Annotated in this window: 17 protein-coding genes; 7 read left to right on the forward strand and 10 right to left on the reverse strand. The window is 74.1% G+C overall.

Annotation, left to right across the window (positions count from 1 at the left end):
* Nucleotides 1-8: 8 nt before the first annotated feature.
* Together KBX00_RS25960 and pknB are read right to left on the reverse strand one after the other, a co-directional pair.
* Nucleotides 9-881, reverse strand: a complete 873-nt coding sequence (locus KBX00_RS25960; RefSeq protein WP_210830684.1) for a deoxyribonuclease IV — start codon at nt 879-881, stop codon at nt 9-11.
* Entirely contained in the window at nt 881-2,869 is a 1,989-nt protein-coding gene (gene pknB, locus KBX00_RS25965) for a Stk1 family PASTA domain-containing Ser/Thr kinase (RefSeq protein ID WP_210830685.1), read from the reverse strand. The genes KBX00_RS25960 and pknB overlap by 1 nt, the downstream gene beginning before the upstream one ends.
* 165 nt (nt 2,870-3,034) lie before the next feature.
* On the opposite strand from pknB, the gene KBX00_RS25970 reads away from it, so the two are divergent.
* Nucleotides 3,035-3,418, forward strand: coding sequence for an Rv2175c family DNA-binding protein (locus KBX00_RS25970; protein WP_210830686.1), 384 nt, complete (start codon nt 3,035-3,037; stop codon nt 3,416-3,418).
* Nucleotides 3,419-3,484: 66 nt separating this feature from the next.
* On the opposite strand, the gene KBX00_RS25975 is transcribed toward KBX00_RS25970, so the two are convergent.
* Nucleotides 3,485-4,567 (reverse strand): polyprenyl synthetase family protein, encoded by a 1,083-nt coding sequence (locus KBX00_RS25975; protein WP_210830687.1) that lies wholly within the window; start codon nt 4,565-4,567, stop codon nt 3,485-3,487.
* Nucleotides 4,568-5,372: 805 nt separating this feature from the next.
* Between KBX00_RS25975 and KBX00_RS25980 the strand changes: the two genes are divergently transcribed.
* On the forward strand, nt 5,373-5,567 hold the full coding sequence (locus KBX00_RS25980) for an AlpA family transcriptional regulator (protein ID WP_210830688.1): 195 nt from the start codon (nt 5,373-5,375) through the stop codon (nt 5,565-5,567).
* A gap of 41 nt (nt 5,568-5,608) precedes the next feature.
* Here KBX00_RS25980 and KBX00_RS29495 read toward each other — a convergent pair whose 3' ends face one another.
* Entirely contained in the window at nt 5,609-6,031 is a 423-nt protein-coding gene (locus tag KBX00_RS29495; RefSeq protein WP_301548635.1) for a hypothetical protein, read from the reverse strand.
* Nucleotides 6,032-6,284: 253 nt separating this feature from the next.
* Here KBX00_RS29495 and metF point away from each other — a divergent pair, with 253 nt between their 5' ends.
* Entirely contained in the window at nt 6,285-7,202 is a 918-nt protein-coding gene (metF, locus tag KBX00_RS25990; RefSeq protein ID WP_210830689.1) for a methylenetetrahydrofolate reductase [NAD(P)H], read from the forward strand.
* Between the two features lie 43 nt (nt 7,203-7,245).
* A complete protein-coding gene (locus tag KBX00_RS25995; RefSeq protein WP_210830690.1) occupies nt 7,246-7,935 on the forward strand; it encodes a CDP-alcohol phosphatidyltransferase family protein in 690 nt (229 codons plus the stop codon).
* Between the two features lies 1 nt (nt 7,936).
* Here the strand turns inward: KBX00_RS25995 and KBX00_RS26000 are convergent, their stop codons facing one another.
* The 6 genes from KBX00_RS26000 to KBX00_RS26025 form a co-directional block, all read right to left on the reverse strand.
* On the reverse strand, nt 7,937-9,424 hold the full coding sequence (locus KBX00_RS26000; RefSeq protein ID WP_210830691.1) for an NAD(P)/FAD-dependent oxidoreductase: 1,488 nt from the start codon (nt 9,422-9,424) through the stop codon (nt 7,937-7,939).
* 19 nt (nt 9,425-9,443) lie between these two features.
* Nucleotides 9,444-10,571, reverse strand: coding sequence for a glycosyltransferase family 2 protein (locus KBX00_RS26005; RefSeq protein ID WP_210830692.1), 1,128 nt, complete (start codon nt 10,569-10,571; stop codon nt 9,444-9,446).
* Nucleotides 10,568-11,407, reverse strand: a complete 840-nt coding sequence (locus KBX00_RS26010) for a carotenoid biosynthesis protein (RefSeq protein WP_210830693.1) — start codon at nt 11,405-11,407, stop codon at nt 10,568-10,570. Before KBX00_RS26010 ends, KBX00_RS26005 begins: the two co-directional genes overlap by 4 nt.
* Nucleotides 11,404-11,997 carry a GNAT family N-acetyltransferase gene (locus KBX00_RS26015; RefSeq protein ID WP_210830694.1) on the reverse strand — a complete coding sequence of 198 codons (594 nt, stop codon included), beginning with the start codon at nt 11,995-11,997 and terminating at the stop codon, nt 11,404-11,406. The genes KBX00_RS26010 and KBX00_RS26015 overlap by 4 nt, the downstream gene beginning before the upstream one ends.
* Nucleotides 11,994-12,737 carry a monooxygenase gene (locus KBX00_RS26020; protein WP_210830695.1) on the reverse strand — a complete coding sequence of 248 codons (744 nt, stop codon included), beginning with the start codon at nt 12,735-12,737 and terminating at the stop codon, nt 11,994-11,996. Before KBX00_RS26020 ends, KBX00_RS26015 begins: the two co-directional genes overlap by 4 nt.
* 76 nt (nt 12,738-12,813) lie before the next feature.
* Nucleotides 12,814-13,302 (reverse strand): YbaK/EbsC family protein, encoded by a 489-nt coding sequence (locus KBX00_RS26025; RefSeq protein WP_210830696.1) that lies wholly within the window; start codon nt 13,300-13,302, stop codon nt 12,814-12,816.
* Between the two features lie 586 nt (nt 13,303-13,888).
* On the opposite strand from KBX00_RS26025, the gene KBX00_RS26030 reads away from it, so the two are divergent.
* The 3 genes from KBX00_RS26030 (at nt 13,889) to KBX00_RS26040 (ending at nt 17,105) form a co-directional block, all read left to right on the forward strand.
* Nucleotides 13,889-14,338 (forward strand): SAV_6107 family HEPN domain-containing protein, encoded by a 450-nt coding sequence (locus KBX00_RS26030; RefSeq protein WP_210830697.1) that lies wholly within the window; start codon nt 13,889-13,891, stop codon nt 14,336-14,338.
* 132 nt (nt 14,339-14,470) lie between these two features.
* Nucleotides 14,471-15,196, forward strand: coding sequence for a hypothetical protein (locus tag KBX00_RS26035; protein ID WP_210830698.1), 726 nt, complete (start codon nt 14,471-14,473; stop codon nt 15,194-15,196).
* On the forward strand, nt 15,189-17,105 hold the full coding sequence (locus tag KBX00_RS26040; protein WP_210830699.1) for a DNA polymerase Y family protein: 1,917 nt from the start codon (nt 15,189-15,191) through the stop codon (nt 17,103-17,105). The genes KBX00_RS26035 and KBX00_RS26040 overlap by 8 nt, the downstream gene beginning before the upstream one ends.
* Nucleotides 17,106-17,135: the final 30 nt, after the last annotated feature.

Consider the following 17,135-nt stretch of genomic DNA (forward strand, 5'->3'; position numbering starts at 1 on the left):
GGGGGATGTTAGGGGAGGAGGCGGCGGAGGGTGGTGATGTCGGCGGCGTGGCCCTCGTGGCGTTCGGTGGGGGTCTCGACGAGGATCGGGACGCCGGCGGTGGCGGGGTGACGCATCAACTCGGCGAACGCGGGTTCGCCGATCATGCCCTTGCCGATGTTCTCGTGTCGGTCCCGGGTGGAGCCGCACAGATCCTTGGAGTCGTTCGCGTGTACCAGCCGTAGCCGGTCCGCCCCGACGGCGGTCACCAGGGCATCCAGCGTCGCGGTCATGCCGCCCTCGGCGGCCAGGTCGTGCCCGGCGGCCCAGGCGTGGCAGGTGTCGAAGCAGACCCCGAGCTGCGGATGCCGGTCCACCGCGTCGAGGTACGGCCCGAGCTGTTCCACCCGGCAGGCCAGTGACCGGCCGCCACCGGCGCTCGGCTCGACCAGCAGCATCGGGCCGCCCGCGTCGGCGGCCGAGTCGAGCAGCGGCAAGAGCGACTCGCGTACCTGCCGCATGGCCGCGTCGGCATGCCCGGCGTCCACCGCGCTGCCGGCGTGGAAGACCACCCCCCGGGCGCCGATCGCCGCACCACGGCGCAGCGCGTGGGCCAGGCTCTGGGTCGACCGCTCGACCGTTGCCGCCGTCGGTGAGCCGAGGTTGACCAGCAGCGAGGCGTGAATGTAGACGACGACGCCGCGTTCGGCGCAGCCGTCCCGGAACAGCGCGTCCTGCACCGGATCGCCGACCGGCATCGCCCAGCCCCGCGAGTTGCCGACGTAGACCTGCGCCACCTCGGAGCCGGTCGCGTCCACGTACGGCAGCGCCGCCTTCGCCAGCCCACCCGAGGTGGGCGTGTGCGAACCGATCGGCCGGTGCCCGGGATCCGGTGCCGGCATCAGAAGCACCCGATGGTGATCTGGGTGCCCGGGGCGACCTGGGCGTTCTCGTTCGGGTTCTGGAACCGGGTGACGGCGTTCGGGTTGAACTGCACCGCCACCGGGAAGCCCTGGCTCTCCAGCACCTGCTTGGCCTGCTGGCAGGGCAGGTCGACGACGCGCGGCACGGTCACCAGCGGGGGGCCCTCGCTGACCTCGAGCCGGATCTGGGCACCCTTCTCCACGCCGCCGCCGGCAGCCGGGCTCTGCCCGATCACCTCGTCACGCGGCTTGTCGGACTCCTTGCGCGTCGGCTCCACCAGCACCAGGCCGAGCTGTGCGATCTGGTTACGGGCGTCGTTGAGGTTCTTGCCGACCAGGTTCGGCACGGTGATCGGGGCCCGGCCCTTACTGAGGATGACGGTGATCTCGTCGCCTGGTTTGACCTCCTCGCCCGCCTTCGGGTCGGTGGCCACCACGATGCCCTCCGGCAGGCTGTCGTCGTACCGGGCGGTGCCCTTGACGACCTCGAGCTGGGCGCTGACCAGGTCGGCCTCGGCCAGCGCGAACTCCTTGCCCACCACGTCCGGCAACTCGAAGCGTTCCGGCCCGAGCGACAGGGTGAGGGTGATGGTGCCGCCCCTGAGGATCCGGGCGGACGAGGCGGGATCCTGGCCCAGCACACCGTCGCGGGGGATCTGATCGTCGTACCGCGGGTCGGCGTAGACCACCTCGAAGCCCGCCTGGGAGGCCTGTGCCTCCGCCTCTGCCTTGCTCATGCTCACCAGTTGCGGCGCGGTGGTGTATCGACCGACCCCGAACCACCAGCCACCGAGCGCGGCCACCAGCCCGAGCACCACGACGACGGCCGCCACGCCGAGACGTCCACCGCCCTGACCGGTCAGCCGGGCGCCCAGTCCGGCCAGTCGGGTCCGCAGATCGTCGCCGCCGCTCGGCGTCGCCCGGCGCCGACCGCGGGCGGGCGGGCCGCCTTCGGGCAGGCGGGCCCAGGTCGGTCGCTCGGGCGGACGTACGGGCGCGACCATCATCGTCGGTTGCGACACCGCCGGGCCCTCGGCCACCGGGGCGATCAGGGCGGTGTGGCTGTTCGGGCTGCCGACGCCGTCCCGGGCCACCTGGACCTCGGCCAGCAGCGTGCCGGCGTCGCCCGGACGGGTCGTCGGATCACGACGGGTGGCGCGGGCGACCAGGTCGTCGAGCACTCTCGGCAGGCTGGGCACCAGCGTCGACGGCGCGGGTACGTCCCGGTCGACGTGCTGCCAGGCGATGTCGATCGGCCGGTCACCGTCGTACGGCACCCGGCCGGTGAGCATCTCGAACAGCACGATGCCCGTCGAGTAGACGTCGGTGCGGGCGTCGGCCCGGCCGTCGGTGACCAGTTCCGGAGCGACGTACGCCACGGTGGCCATCAGCTGGTTTGCGCTGTCGTGGTCGGTGCTCGCCTCGACGGCCCGGGCCAACCCGAAGTCGGTCACCTTGACCACGCTGTCGACGAGGTTGGCCGGACCGCCGCTGGGTGCCTCGGCGACCAGCACGTTCTCCGGTTTCACGTCGCGGTGCACCAGGCCGGCCCGGTGGGCGGCGCCGATCGCCGCGAGCATCTGCTCGGTGATGGCCAGCGCCTCGTCCGGGTTCAGCCGGCGCCGCTCGGCCAGCACCTCGCGCAGGGTGCGGCCGCGGACGTACTCCATGACCAGGTACGGCCGCCCGGCGTGGGTGCCCTGGTCGTAGACCGCCACCACGTTCGGGTGGGTGAGCCGGGCGATCGTCTTGGCCTCGTCGGTGAACCGGTCGACGAAGCTGGGCCGACCGGCCTGCCCGGGAGGCCCCTGGGTGGAGTGAATGATCTTGACTGCGACGGTGCGTTCGAGTCGCTCGTCGGTGGCGGTGTACACGGTCGCCATGCCGCCACGGGCCACGCGACCGCGAATGCGGTAGCGCCCGTCGATCAGCGAGCCCAGCAACGTGTCGGCGACCTGTGTGTCCATCGGCAGGCAGTCTATGTGTCGGGGGGACGAAGGTTGAACAGGATGCTACCGGCAGCCACCCAGGCGCGGGTCCGACGCGCGCACAGGGTGATGGTTGCCCCTGCTCAGGGTGGTCGCCGGGAGGTCGTTGACCGGGTCGGGGGGTGGCGTGGCAGGGTGTTGCCCGTGACCGAATCCGTACCCGCCGAGGGCGGCGCACCCCTGGCCGGTCCCGCCGACGCGGCGGGCTGGCTGACCCTGCCGGACGTCGCCGAACGGCTCGACCTGCCGATCAGCAAGGTCCACCAGATGATCCGGGACCGGGAACTGATCGCGGTACGCCGGGACGGCGTCCGCCGGATCCCGGCCGACCTGGTGGCCAACCGGACCGTGCTCAAACACCTGCCGGGTGTGCTCACCCTGCTGGCCGACGCCGGTTACGACGACGAGGCCGCGCTGCGCTGGCTCTACCAGCCCGACGACACGTTGGCCGGTGGCACCCCCGCGACCGCCCTCGGCGGTGACCAGGCCCGTGAGGTCAAGCGCCGCGCCCAGGCCCTGGGCTTCTGACGCACACCGGACGGCAGGCAGGTGCGCGGGCCGCGTGTCCGGGAGCGCTGAGCCGCACCGGGTGGGTCAGTCGGCGCGGCGGGTGGCGGCGATGGCCAGGTCCACCAGGGCCTGCCGGGCCTCGGTGTCCAGGTCGACGGCGGTGAGCGCGGCGAGCGCCGCGTCGGTGAGTGTGACGATGCGCTGCTCGGTACGGGCCAGCGCGCCGGTGTCGACGATCAGTTCCCGCAGCCGGGCCACCCCGGTGGCGTCCAGGTCGTCGTCGCCGAGGCCACCGAGCAGCCGGGTGCGGCCGGCGTCGTCGGCCGCCTCCAGGGCCGCCGCCACCAGGTAGGTCCGCTTGCCCTCGCGTAGATCGTCGCCGGCCGGCTTGCCGGTCTGCGCCGGGTCGCCGAAGACGCCCAGCACGTCGTCGCGCAGCTGAAACGCCTCACCCAACGGCATGCCGTACGCCGAGTAGGCGATGCGTACGTCGGCGGGGGCGTCGGCCAGCGCCGCGCCGATCAGCAGTGGCCGTTCCACGGTGTACTTGGCCGACTTGTACCGGGCGACCTTGCCGGCCTGTTCCAGCGAGGCGTCGCCGGTGGCCTGGGTCAGCACGTCGAGGTACTGCCCGATGGTGACCTCGGTGCGCATCTCGTCGAAGTCCGGCCGGGCCCGGGCCACCGTCCGGGGGTCGAGCCCGGCGGAGTGCAGCAGTTCGTCGGACCAGACCAGGCACAGATCGCCGAGCAGGATCGCCGCGGCGTCACCGAAGCCGTCCGGGTCGCCACCCCAGCCGGCGCGACGGTGCCGGGTGGCGAACCGCCGGTGCACGGCGGGCTCACCTCGTCGGGTGTCCGAGCGGTCCATCAGGTCGTCGTGGATCAGTGCGCTGGCCTGCACGAATTCGAGCGCGGCGAGGGCGGTCACCACCGGATCGGTGTCCACCCCGCCGGCACCCCGGTAGCCCCAGTAGGCGAAGGCCGGTCGCAGCCGCTTGCCACCACCCAGCACGAACGCCTCGATCGCCTCGGCGACCGGCACCAGGGCGTCGTCGACGTCGGTCATCCAGGCGCGACGCCCGGCGAGGAAGTCCGACAGCGCCTTGTCGACCCGCTGGCGCAAGCTGGCACGGTCGACGGGGGAGACGGGAGCAGCATGGGTCACGTCCCGACGCTAGTGGGTCGCGGTCCGCCGCGACGACCCACCCGCCCTCCGGCGCGTCGGGGTCAACTGCTGGTCGCGGCCGGATCGGTGCCCTGCCGGAGGGGCGGGTCGGCGATCGACGCCCTCGGGGTGACGGTCGACAAGCCTGACCCCTGGCGCTCAGCCAGCCACCTTGAGCCCTTCGATCAGGACGAAGACTGTCCGCCGTGCTACGGCATTCCCCTTGTCGTCAACCTGATACCCCTCCAACCAGATCCACCCGTCGTACGTGGTCCAGTCAAGCGTCTTGATCACCCGGAGCCTGATCGGCCGGTAGAACTGTGGGCTTGCTTCCCGAGAGATCCACAGGAGATCGCCCGACCGAGGTGCGCCAGGTGTTGATGGTCTCCGCCGCGAACGCGAGGCTCGGGCAGGAGCCGTCGGGCCGGCAGCGTGAGCAGACCGTGACGTGATGAGCGTCGATGATCGACCAGGCGATACCGACCCTGAACGGGACTTCATCCCTGATCCGGTCGAGTGCCATGGCCCCTCTGATTCATCGACCGGACTACGAACCCCGACCGCCACCACCCGCCACGGGTCACCACTGTGACGTTCAGCAACAGCCGTGCCCTGTCGTTCCACGCGGGCCACACCCTGCCCCCTCCGTGTTGCGGAGTTGGCTGCACGACGTCCACGGGCTCATCTCGGCGTTGGAACCATTTGATCCTAGTCATACGCCTAGAGTAAATGACTAGAGGCGACGTACAGTAGGCTTCCGTAAAGGTGACACACGCCTAGTTGGCAGACACCTACCTTCCTGCTCATGGCGAGGAAGCTCCGGCTGGTCGGGTCCGCAGAGATCCGGATCATGCTTGGTGGTGTCTCGCGCCAGCGTGTCTACCAGATCACCACCCGGCGTGACTTCCCTGAGCCTGTTGCGCAGCTGTCGATGGGAAACGTCTGGCTTGCTGAGGACGTTGAGCGCTGGATCGCAGAGCGACGCGCCGATCTGGACTAGCTGGTTGCTGCCTCCGGAGCGCCCGGCGGGTCGTGACCGGGTCACCATCGGGCCGAGCGGCGGTTGGCCGGGCGAGGGCTGTGACACCGGGGCCGGCGGGCACGCCCGGCGGGCCGGGCCGCCGTACCGGCGGTTGTGGAGGCCGAGCGGGTCGGCCCGGCCGCCGGGCCGGTGGATCTTCCTGCCGGATCAGTGGGTGTGCCGGATCCGATCGACAGGGCATCCGGCCCGGTGGCCAGGGGGCTCGCCGGCGCCGCGAGCACCAGGGCCAGCCAGCCACGCCAGAACCGGCCCGGCACCCGCACCTGCCGCTCCCACCGAGAAACCTCGTGCCGGCTCAGCGTGGACACTCCGGCGGCGGCGCAGAGTTCTGCCGCGAGGCGGGACTGGCTCCAGCCCTTGGCGAGTCGTAACCGGGCCACCATCGGGCCGATCGGCGGTCGGCTGGGCGGCGGCTGTGACATCGGGGCCTCCGGGGCGGGTCGCGGGGCGACGGCCCGACCCCAGCCGGTCGGGGCGGTGTCGGTGCGTACCGTCTGCTGCTGACCCCCGCGCGGACCCCAGGTGGGCTCTCGCTCACACCCGCGCAGGTCGGAAGGCTAGTCCGGTGGTGCGACAGTTTTCCGCGTCCCATCGAACCGGACCGATCCGCCCGACACTGTCTCCACCGCTGGGAAGCCGGTAGGGCTGTCCGGCCCGGCCCGCTAGAGTCGGTGTGTGGCTCTCGGTCTTCCCTCGGTCCTCCCGAACTCGCAGCCGGCGATCGGCGAGCTGGTCCGCGACTGCCAGCCGACCTTCTCCTTCGAGTTCATGCCCCCGAAGACGGAGCAGGGCGAGCGGCAGTTGTGGCAGGCCATCCGCGAGCTGGAGCCGTTGCGTCCCTCCTTCGTCTCGATCACCTACGGGGCCGGCGGCTCGACCCGGGACACCACGGTCGCGGTCACCGAGCGGATCGCCACCGAGACCACCCTGCTGCCGATGGCCCACCTGACCGCGGTCAACCACTCCGTCGCCGAGTTGCGGCACGTGATCGGCCGGCTGGCCGGCGTCGGGGTGCGCAACGTGCTCGTGGTACGCGGCGACCCGCCGGGCGATCCCACCGGCCAGTGGATCCCGCACCCCGACGGCGTGCACTACGCCGAGGATCTCGTCCGGCTGGTCCGGCACTCCGGCGACTTCAGCGTCGGTGTCGCCGCCTTCCCCTACCGGCATCCGCGCTCGCCGGACGTCGACACCGACACCGAGTACTTCATCCGTAAGTGCCGGGCCGGTGCGGACTTCGCGATCACCCAGATGTTCTTCGACGCCGACGAATATCTTCGGCTGCGTGACCGGGTGGCCGCCGCCGGCTGCGACACCCCGATCCTGGCCGGGGTGATGCCGGTGACCCGGATCGGCACCATCGAGCGGTCCGTGCAGCTGTCCGGGGCACCCTTCCCGCCGGCGCTGGCCGCGCGGTTCGAGCGGGTCGCCGACGATCCGGAGGCGGTCCGCCGGCTCGGCATCGAGCAGACCAGCGAGATGTGCCGCCGGTTGCTCGACGAGGGGGTCCCGGGGATCCACTTCATCACCTTCAACCGGTCCACCGCGACCCGGGAGATATGGCAGAACCTGCGGGTGGGCGCCGCGACGTGACATCCGGCGCGCGACACCTCGGCGCTGTCGCGACGGTTGAACCGTGGTGGGCAGACAGCTGAACTGGAACGAGTACGCCACGGCGTGGGCCCGGCTGCACGGTGGGTTCGATCCCCGGGCCGCCACTCCGGTGGTACGTGGCTGGCTGCGCTTCTCCTACCACGTGGGGTTCCTGCTGGGCCGGCTGCGGGTCGGCCCGACCGCGGTCACGGTGGTCGGGGTGCTGCTCTGCCTCTGCGTACCGCTGCTCGCGGTCCGGCCCGGCGACGGGCCGTTCCTGGGCGCGCTGTTCGTGCTGCTCGCCTCGGTGGCCGACAGCGTCGACGGTGCGGTGGCGGTGGCCACCGGCCGCACCACCCGGCTCGGCTACGTCTACGACTCGCTTGCCGACCGGATCGGCGAGGCCGCGTGGCTGGTGGCGTTCTGGCTGGTCGGCGCGCCGGGAGCGCTGGTCGCCGCGGGCGGTGCGCTCTCCTGGCTGCACGAGTACGTCCGGGCCCGCGCGGTCGCCGCCGGCATGCGGGAGATCGGCGCGGTCACCGTGGGGGAACGGCCCACCCGGGTCTGCGTGGCGGTGGCGGGGCTGCTGCTGGCCGGCCTGAGCGGGCTGATCGAGGTGGACCTGGCCGCGGGCACCATCACCATGGCGACTGCCGTGTGGGTGCTGCTCGCCGCCTTCGGGCTGGGACAGTTGCTCTCCGCCGTGCGCCGGGCACTCGTCGACGCCGGCTGACCTACCAGGCGGGGCCGATCGCGTCGGCGACGATCTGCGCGGACAGGGTCACCATCGGCAGGCCACCACCGGGATGGCTGGAGCCGCCGACCAGCCACAGGCCCCGGGCCGGTCCCCGGTTGGCCGGCCGGAGCAGGCCACCGGCGGTGCCGTAGATGGTGCCGCCCGGTGCGCCGGTGGCGGTGGCCAGATCGGCCGGGGTACGCACGTCGCGGAACACCAGCCGGTCGCGTACGTCCACGCCGCGTTCGGCCAGCACGTCCAGGATCCGGTCGGCGTACGCCTGGGCCAGCCCCGGCCGGCGCCAGTCGATCGCGCCCGGGGCGGTGCCCTGGCGGGCGGCGTTGACAAGCACGAACCACGCCTCGTGCCCGGCCGGGCGGACGGCCGGGTCGTCTGCCACGGTGACGAAGACCGTCGGGTCGGCGGCCGGGCGGGCCCGCACCCCCCGTCCCGGGTCACCGAAGACCGCGTCGAACTCGGCGTCGTAGTCGGTGGGGAAGAAGACGTTGTGGTGGGCCAGCCCGGAGTCGCCGCGTACGCCGAGCAGCAGCACGAAACCGGCCAGGCTGCGGTCGGTGAGCCCGGCCAGCCGGCGCGGGTCGGGCAGCAGGTCGCGGTAGACGCTGAGCGCGTCGACGTTTGCCACCACCACGTCGGCCGGGATCGGAACTGTCGACCCGGCGACGCGTACCCCGTGCACCCGGCCGCCCACCGCGTCGATCCGGGTGACCGTGGTGCCGGTGCGCACCACCACCCCCAGGTCCAGGCAGCGGGACAGCAGCGCGTCGGCGAGGGTGCCTAGCCCGCCGCGCAGATACCAGCCGCCGAAGGCCAGCTCGGCGTAGGGGACCGCGACCAGCGCGGCGGGCGCCCGGCGCGGGTCGGCACCGGTGTAGGTGGCGTACCGGTCCAGCAGCATCCGCAGTCGCGGGTCGGAGATCAGGGTGCGACCCAGCCCACGCAGGCTCTGGCCGGGTCGGATCGCGGCCAGGTCGCCCAGCCGCCAGGCCAGCCGGGCCAGGTCGCGGGGGGAGTCGACACGGCGGCGCAGGATGTCGCGTTCGGAGGCCCGCCACACCCGGGCGGCGCGCCGCCACAACCGCTGCCAGTCGGCGGCGGCCCGGTCGCCGAGGGCCGCGCCGACGCGGGCGGTGAACTCGGCCGGGTCGGCGCAGGAGTCGAGCACCGGGCCGCCACCGGGAAAGACATGCCGCACGATCGGGTCCAGCGGCACCAGGTCGAGGTACTCGTCGAGCTTCGCCCCGGTCGCCTCGAACAGCTCCTGAAAGACCTCGGGCAGGGTCAGCAGGCTGGGGCCGGTGTCGAAGTGGAACGGGCCCTCGGGGGTGTCCCGGCGGTGCCGGCCGAGTTTGCCGCCCACCTCCTCGGCGCGTTCCAGAACTGTCACCCGGTGTCCGGTGACGGCCAGCCGGGCCGCGGTGGCCAGCCCACCCACCCCGGCACCGATCACCACGATCCGCGCCATGCCGCGTCCTCCCGGGCCGCTATCCGATCGGACGGCCGCGCCAGGACAGGCGTCGCCGCTTGCGCAGATGGTACGACCGCAGGGTCAGCCAACCGAGGACCGCGACCGACACGGGATGGCCCAGCGCGTCGGGCCAGGTCCGGCCGCCGGTGGCCCGGGCGCTTACCACCCGCCCGGCCACCCCCGCCAGGTACGCGCCGACGGCGATCCCGGCCACCGTCGGCGCACCGGCGAGCAGTGCCGCGCCGGCCACCAGCGGTGGTGCGGTGTAGAGCGCCAGCAGCACGGTAAGCACCACGGCCGCGGCGCTCGGGTGCCCGAACGAGGCCCACAACGACTTGGTGTAGCCGTCCCGCAGCTGCGGCCAGTCCTCGTACATCCGGCAGCTGGCCAGCCGGGAGCCGTCGGCGAGGGCGATCCGGCCGCCGGCCCGCTTCACCGCCCGGGCCAGCTCGATGTCCTCCAGCACCCGGTCGGCGACTGCCGCGTGCCCGCCGGCCCGCAGGTAACCGGCCCGGTCGACGACCAGGAACTGCCCGCCGGCCGCGGCCAGCGACGGCCGGGGCGAACGCTCCATCGCCCGCAGCGGCAGGAAGGTCAGCCACAGCCACTGCAACAGCGGCTGCACCAGCCGGTCGGCCATCGTCCGCACCACGATCCGTGGGTACGGCGACAGCAGCGTCGCCCCGGCGGCGCGTAGTTCGGTGACCGCCGCCGCCACGGCGTACGGTTCGAGCACCACGTCGGCGTCCACGAAGACAAGGGCGGTGGCCGACCCCTCGACCCGGGTGGCCAACTGCCAGCAGGCGTGCGGCTTGCCCAGCCAGCCCGGCGGCGGGGTCACCCCGGTGAGCAGGGTGACCCGGGGGTCGTCGGCGACGACCGTGCGGACCACCTCGGCGGTGCCGTCGACCGAGCCGTCGTCGAGCACCACGACGCGCAGCCCGGGTACTCCCCGCTGGGCGAGCAGGGCGCGCAGGCACGGGGTCACCCGGTCGGCCTCGTCACGCAGCGGCAACAGCACCGCCACCGGCTCGGTCACCTCCACCGGCCGGTCGGCCGGCCGGCGCAGCCAACGGCCGGCGTTGACCACGGTGTGCGCGGTCAGCACGGTGACGCCGAGCAACAGGACCAGCGCGGCGGTCATGCCGCCACGTCGACCGGGGAGCGTGGCGAACCGGTGTCCCGGTCGTGGGTCCGTCGGGCCCGCAGCAGCGTGACGGCAAGCGGTACGGCGACCACCGCCATGCCGGCCGCACCCCAGACCGCCGAGGCGGGCAGGTCGAGGAAGACGGCGTGGGCGAGCGCGCTGGAGCCGTACGTCCACAGGTAGAGCGCGTACATCGGCTGGTCGCCGGTGTCGGTGGTGGCCACGGCGGGCCCGGCGAGCGGACGCAGCGCGGTCATCATCAGCACCGCGAACAGCAGCCAGCCCAGGTAGTTGCTGATCGGGATGCCGGGCAGCCCGGGCAGGGCCGGCGTGGCGTCCCGCCACACCCAGTGGCCCTCGGCCACCATCTGCGGATCGAGGAAGAGGTCCCAGGTGGCCAACCCGAGCGTGGCCAACGCGATCCGCCCCGGCCAACGCCACCGACCGGTCGACCCGCCGGTGAGCCGGGTGGCCGCCAACCAGGCGGGCCAGGCCATCCAGGTCCAGGCCAGCGGGATGATCAGCGGTACGCCGGCCAGTTTCGGGCCGAGCTGGCCGGAGTAGTCGTAGCTGCCGAACGGGAAGCCGGTGGCCACGCCGAGCGCCTCGATGGCGAACCCGCCGCCGGTGGCCACCGTGACCAGTGCCGCCGCCGCCCGTGGCCCCCGGGACGCCAGGGCGTGACCGACCGAGAGCAGGTAGCCGAGCACGACCGTGGCCACGGTCAGTCGGGCCCGGGTGGTCCCGGCGGTCAGCGGGTAGCAGATCTGCGCCAGTACCAGCAGGGCCAGCAGCGTCCAGGCGTAGCCGCGGGCCGCCGAACGTGCGGTCATGACCGCACGGGTGGTGGGGTCGGCGCCGACGGCGGTGGTGTCGATCCCGGCACGGGCAGCGGCAGATCCCGGCCGAGCACCCCGAACGGGCGCTCGTCGCCGGGGAAACGGAAGTCGCGCAGCACGTCGACGAAACCGAACCGGCGGTACAGCCGCCAGGCGCGCGAGGTCTGCTCGTCGGCCTCCGGGGTGGACAGCAGGGTGGTGGCGCTCTCGGCCATGGTGAGCAGGGCGCGCAGTTGGCCGGCGCCCAACCCGTGACCCTGGGCCGGTGGCCGTACGTGCAGCTCGACCACCTCGAAGCAGTCGGTCAGCCAGCGCCGCCGGGTGGGCTGGTCCAGTGCCCGCCAGACCTGGTCGTGCCACCACTGACCGGCGGCACCGACGTAGCCGTACCCGAAACCGGCCAGCTGGCCGGAGCTGGTGAGGCTGGCCACGGCACGGAAGCCGGGTCGGCGTACGTGGGTGGCGATGTAGCCGCGGCGGGCCTCCAGCAGGTCGGCGCGGTAGCCCATCGCCTCGCCGTAGACGGCCACCACGTCGTCCAGCCGCCGGAGGAGATCGTCCGGCGTCCACCGCACCAACCTCATGCCCGTTCACCCTTCGCCGGGCCACCGTCGTCGGTGACCCACCCCAGTACCGTCCGGTCGCCGACCACGTCCCGCACCTCGAATCGGGCGAAGAGTTCCTCCGCGTACCACCGCTGGGTCTCCGTCCGGGTGATCGCGGCCCGGTGCTGCGGGTGACGGTACGCGAACGCCACGAGGTCCGTCGGATCACGCCACACGCTCACCGTGCCCTGCCAGCCCAGGGGCGCCTCGCCGACGCCGAAGCGGGCCAGCAGCCCCGGTGCGGCGTGCAGGGCGGCGGCCACCGGCGGGACCGCCCGCCAGAAGGTGAGTGCCCGGGCCGGGCGCAGCCGGGCCCGGGTCAGCGCCAGCACCGGGCCGGTGACCCGGCCACCGGCGGGCGCACCGAACGGCCGCCGGCCGGACCACTCACCCCGGCTGGTCAGCGGTCGCAGGTCGAGCCGGACGCCCGCGCGGGCGAGACCGGACCAGGCCCGCGCCACCGGCGAGTCGGCGAACCGGCCGGCCGCGGCGGGGGAGTCCCAGACCGTCAGCGCCGCCCACCGGGTCAGGTCCGCGTCGCCGGGCCCGAAGCCGGTGCCGGTCCCGGTGCCGAGCAGCTTGCCGAACCGTACGCCGGGCAGGGCCCGCAGCCGGCGCGGGTCGACCGCCATCCGGGTCAGCGCCCGGCCCACGGCGGCCGGTGCGATCCGCCACACGTGCAGGGTGACCAGCTCGGGGACGCTCTGCGGATGACTCACGCCGCCGCCTCGCCGCGCTCGCCGCCGGCGCGAGGCGCCACTGTGCTGTGCCTGATGGTTCGCTCGCTTCGCTCGTTCACGCCACGTCGGTCGGGGTCCCGCCGGTGACCCGCAGCAGCTCGGCGTACGTGGTGGGAAAGACCGCCTGCGGTACACCACCGGCGGCCCAGATCTCGTCGTACTTGTCCAGGGCGGTGTCGACGAGCGTGCGCAGCGGCTGCGGGTGACCCACCGGGGCGACCCCGCCGATCACCTGTCCGGTGTGCTCCTTGACGAACTGCGGGGTGGCCCGGCGCAGCCGGGTGACGGCGAGCCGGGTGGCCAGACCGGCGGTGTCCACCCGGTGCGCGCCGGAGGTGAGCACCAGCAGCGGGGTGCCGTCGGCGTCGAAGACGAGCGAGTTGGCGATGGCGCCGACGTCGACACCGACCGCCTCGGCGGCGGCCGCGGCGGTGTGCACGGCGTCGGGCAGCAGGCGGACCGTGGCGGGCGCGTCGGAGCCGTCCCGGGCGTTCGCGGCGTCGAGGGCGTCCTGCACCGCCCGGACGTTCGGGTGTGACTGCATGCCGCCATTCTTCCCGGTACGCGGACCGCCCACGCCACCGCCCACGCCGCCCGGGGTAGTCGGCGCGCAGCGACCGGCGCAGCGACCGGCGCAGTGGCACGGGTTGCCGCATGTCGCGGTATCCCGGGCCGGTTGAAGCCGCGAGTTGCGGCGTCTCGCGGGACGCTGTTGATCCGATCGACGTTGTCGGCGCGTCACACGTTGCGTTTTCGTCGGGGGGAGGGTGTACTGTCAGCAGTAGTTAGAACGAGTGTTCGATTGCCTCGAACGTTCGTTCCAACCCCTCTCGGGGGCGGGTGTTTCGCGGCACCGGCCTCCGACAGGTGTGGTGCCGCGGACCGCACCTGGGCACCGGGCAGTCGCGAGTCCGGGCCCGTCAGGCAGGACCGTCGTCCGCCGCCCACCGACCCCCGGGCGGCGGACGACGGACCCGCCGGTACGCCGGCCGGGTGTGGTGTGGGGAAGCTCCGCACCCGGCCGGCCACCCACCTGGTGCGTCTTCCTCCGCACCGACCGCCGCGGGCTACCGCGTCGACGGATCCGACCCGTCGTGCACCTGCCCGCCCCGGCTCATCTGGAGGAGACCATGCCGACCAGTCCGGCTCAGGCACCGACGGTGCCCGCGAACGTGCTGCCGCACCGTACTCCCGTCCAGTTGCTCGCGGTGGCCCGGCAGGGGCTCGCCGAGGCCGCCCGGACCGGCCCCGACGGCCTCCGGTACGCCGCCGCCCACCTCGCGGCCCTGCGCGCCGCCGCGGCGGTGCTCGCCGCCCGCGCCCGTCCCGCACCTACCCGACGCCACCGGATCACGAGCGTCTGGGTCCTGCTCGCCAACGTCGCCCCCGAACTCGACGAGTGGGCCGGCTACTTCGCCCTCGGTGCCGGCAAACGGGCCGCCGCCGAGGCCGGCATACCCCGGGTGGTGACCGCCCGGGAGGCCGACGACCTGCTCCGCGCCGCCGAGGAGTTCGTGGCGGTGGTGGAGGCGGCACTCGGCCTGGCACACCAGCCGGCGATCGACGGTCTCGTCGCCTGAGCCGCGGCGTCCGGCCGCCTCGGCGGGACCCAGGGTGGCCGGACGCCGCCCCACCACACGCACGTTCTTTCTGATCCACGACAGCACCAACCACGGGCCGGGATGTCCGTGACGACGACGGGGGAGGGTCCGATGGCGGGCCGCATGGTGGTCGGTTCCGCCGCGCTGGCCGGGCTGGTCCGCCCAGCCAGCGCACCCGACCCGGCGGGTGGGCACCGGGTGCTGCCCGTGCGGCCCGAACTGACCGGGTTGCTGCCCAACCGGGGGTTGCGGCGCGGCAGCACCATCGCGGTCGGCGGTGGACAGGCCCGACCCAGCGGCACCACCTCGTTGTTGCTCGCGCTGCTCGCCGAGGCGTCCCGCGCCGGATCCTGGTGCGCCGTGGTCGGGATGCCGACCTTCGGGGCCGGGGCGGCGGCCGAGGCCGGCATCGTGCTGGACCGGCTGGCCCTGGTGCCGCAGCCCGGTCCGGAGTGGCCCACCGTCGTCGCCGCGCTCATCGACGGGGTCGACGTGGTGGTCACCGCGGTCCCATCCACCGTCTCCGCCTCCGTCGCCGACCGGTTGGCCGCGCGGGCCCGGCAACGCGGCAGCGTGCTGGTGCCGTACGGCCGGTGGGACGGCGCGGACGTGACGCTCCAGGTGGTCCGTGGGATCTGGCAGGGACTCGGGCCGGGGCGGGGACGGTTGCGCCGCCGGGAGGTGACCATCTCGGCTCGCGGGCGGGGCGCCGCCGCCCGGCCCCGAGAGGTAAAGGTCTGGCTGCCCGGTGACGAGCTGACCCGGGTCATCCCGGGCCCGACCACCGTCGCCCGGCCGGGTGCCTCGCGCCTGCGGGTGGTGGCGGGCCGTGGGTGAACCGGTCCGGACACTGCTGCTGTGGTGCCCGGACTGGCCGGTACTCGCCGCCGAGATCGTCGACGGGGTGCCCGCCACCGGGCCGGTCGCGGTGCTGCACGCCAACCGGGTGATCGCCTGCTCCGAACGGGCTCGCGCCGAGGGGGTACGCCGAGGGCTGCGTCGGCGGGAGGCGCAGGGACGCTGCTCCGGGCTCACCGTCGTCGACCACGATCCGGGGCGGGACGCGCGGGCGTTCGAGCCGGTGGTGGCCGCGGTCGAGGAGGTGGCGGTCGGGGTCGAGGTGATCCGTCCCGGGGCCTGCGCGCTGGCCGCCCGGGGGCCGAGCCGCTATCTGGGTGGTGAGGAGGCGGCCGCCGAGCGGATCGTCGAGCACGTCGCCCTCAGTTGTGCGGTGGAGAGCCAGATCGGTGTCGCCGCCGGGGTCTTCGCCGCCGGGCTGGCCGCCCGCGAGGGGCGGATCGTCCCGCCCGGCGGGACACCGGAGTTCCTGGCCGGTCAGCCCGTCGAGGCGCTCGGCCGCCCCGCCCTGGCCGACCTGCTGCGCCGGCTGGGGGTGCGTACGCTGGGCGACTTCGCCGCGCTGCCGGCCGGCGACGTACTGGCCCGGTTCGGGTTCGACGGGGCGCTGGCCCATCGGCTGGCCGCCGGGCGGGACGACCGGCCGCTCGCGGTGCGACGCCCGCCGATCGACCTGACGGTCACCGCCGACCTGGACGAGCCGATCGACCGGATCGACGTGGCGGCGTTCGCGGCCCGGACACTGGCCGAGCAACTGCACGAACGGCTCGCCGGGTACGGACTGGCCTGCACCCGCCTGGGCATCGAGGCGGTCACCGCACACGGCCAGGAACTGCACCGGGTCTGGCGGCACGACGGGCTGCTCACCGCGGCGGCGATCGCCGACCGGGTCCGCTGGCAACTGGACGGCTGGCTCTCCGGTGCCCGGCGCGGCGGTGACCGGCCGGCCCGTCCCACCGCCGGGATCATCCGGCTGCGGCTGCTGCCGGACGGGGTGCTGGCCCAGGCCGGCCTGCAACCCGGGCTGTGGGGGGAGACCGGCGCGGAACGCGGGCGGGCGCACCGCGCGCTGAGTCGGGTGCAGGGCCTGCTCGGTCCCGAGGCGGTGGTCACCGCGGTGCTCGGCGGCGGGCGGTCCCCGGCCGACCAGACCCGGCTGGTGCCCTGGGGCGACGAGCGCCGGCCCGCCCGCCCCGGTCCGCCGCCGCTGCCCGAACCCGTCGCGCGCTCCTGGCCCGGTCCGGACGTCGAACCCGCCTCCGGTGGGCTGGCCGGCTCCGGTGGCTCGGCCGGCTCTGGTGGGTCGGCCGGCTCTGGTGGGTCGGCCGGCTCTGGTGGGTCGGCCGGCTCCGGTGGCTCGGCCGGCTCCGGTGGTGAGTCGGTGGCCTCCGGCGGCGGATCGGCTCGTTCCGGTGGGCGGCGGGTGAGTCCCGGACCGGCCGTACCGTCCTGGCCGGGGCGACTGCCGCCGCCCTCGCCGGCCGTGGTGCTGCCCGTCCCGCTCGCCGCGAGCGTGCTCGACGCCACCGGGGCGCCGGTGGTGGTGAGCGCGCGGCTGGCGGTGAGCGCCCCACCGGCCCGGCTGAGCATCGGCTCGGTGCCGTCGCAGCCCACCGGCCCCACTCCCGCCCCGGGGTCCGCCACCTCCACCGCCGCTGCTTCGGCCACCGCCACTTCCACCGCCGCTTCGGCCACCGCCCTTCGTGGTGGGACGCTCGCGTCGGTCGAGATCGTCGGCTGGGCCGGTCCGTGGCCGGTCGACGAACGGTGGTGGGCACCGGCCGAGGCCCGCCGCCGAGCCCGGTTCCAGGTCCACCTCGCCGACGGCAGCGCCCTGCTGCTCGCCGTCGAGTCCGGCCAGTGGCTGCTGGAGGCGATCTATGACTGACGTCGGGTCGACGGGCTTCACCAGTTGCGG

The organism is Micromonospora sp. C95, from assembly GCF_018070465.1.
Classification (GTDB): Bacteria; Actinomycetota; Actinomycetes; order Mycobacteriales; family Micromonosporaceae; genus Micromonospora.

What these genes read in the sequence shown, in the direction of transcription:
- KBX00_RS26010 (WP_210830693.1), bottom strand. Translation starts at nt 11,407, where the DNA reads ATGACCGCACGTTCGGCGGCCCGCGGCTACGCCTGGACGCTGCTGGCC.
- KBX00_RS26015 (WP_210830694.1), bottom strand. Translation starts at nt 11,997, where the DNA reads ATGAGGTTGGTGCGGTGGACGCCGGACGATCTCCTCCGGCGGCTGGAC.
- KBX00_RS26035 (WP_210830698.1), top strand. Translation starts at nt 14,471, where the DNA reads ATGGCGGGCCGCATGGTGGTCGGTTCCGCCGCGCTGGCCGGGCTGGTC.
- KBX00_RS25960 (WP_210830684.1), bottom strand. Translation starts at nt 881, where the DNA reads ATGCCGGCACCGGATCCCGGGCACCGGCCGATCGGTTCGCACACGCCC.
- KBX00_RS26000 (WP_210830691.1), bottom strand. Translation starts at nt 9,424, where the DNA reads ATGGCGCGGATCGTGGTGATCGGTGCCGGGGTGGGTGGGCTGGCCACC.
- pknB (WP_210830685.1), bottom strand. Translation starts at nt 2,869, where the DNA reads ATGGACACACAGGTCGCCGACACGTTGCTGGGCTCGCTGATCGACGGG.
- KBX00_RS26005 (WP_210830692.1), bottom strand. Translation starts at nt 10,571, where the DNA reads ATGACCGCCGCGCTGGTCCTGTTGCTCGGCGTCACCGTGCTGACCGCG.
- KBX00_RS29495 (WP_301548635.1), bottom strand. Translation starts at nt 6,031, where the DNA reads ATGTCACAGCCGCCGCCCAGCCGACCGCCGATCGGCCCGATGGTGGCC.
- KBX00_RS25980 (WP_210830688.1), top strand. Translation starts at nt 5,373, where the DNA reads ATGGCGAGGAAGCTCCGGCTGGTCGGGTCCGCAGAGATCCGGATCATG.
- KBX00_RS26025 (WP_210830696.1), bottom strand. Translation starts at nt 13,302, where the DNA reads ATGCAGTCACACCCGAACGTCCGGGCGGTGCAGGACGCCCTCGACGCC.
- KBX00_RS26030 (WP_210830697.1), top strand. Translation starts at nt 13,889, where the DNA reads ATGCCGACCAGTCCGGCTCAGGCACCGACGGTGCCCGCGAACGTGCTG.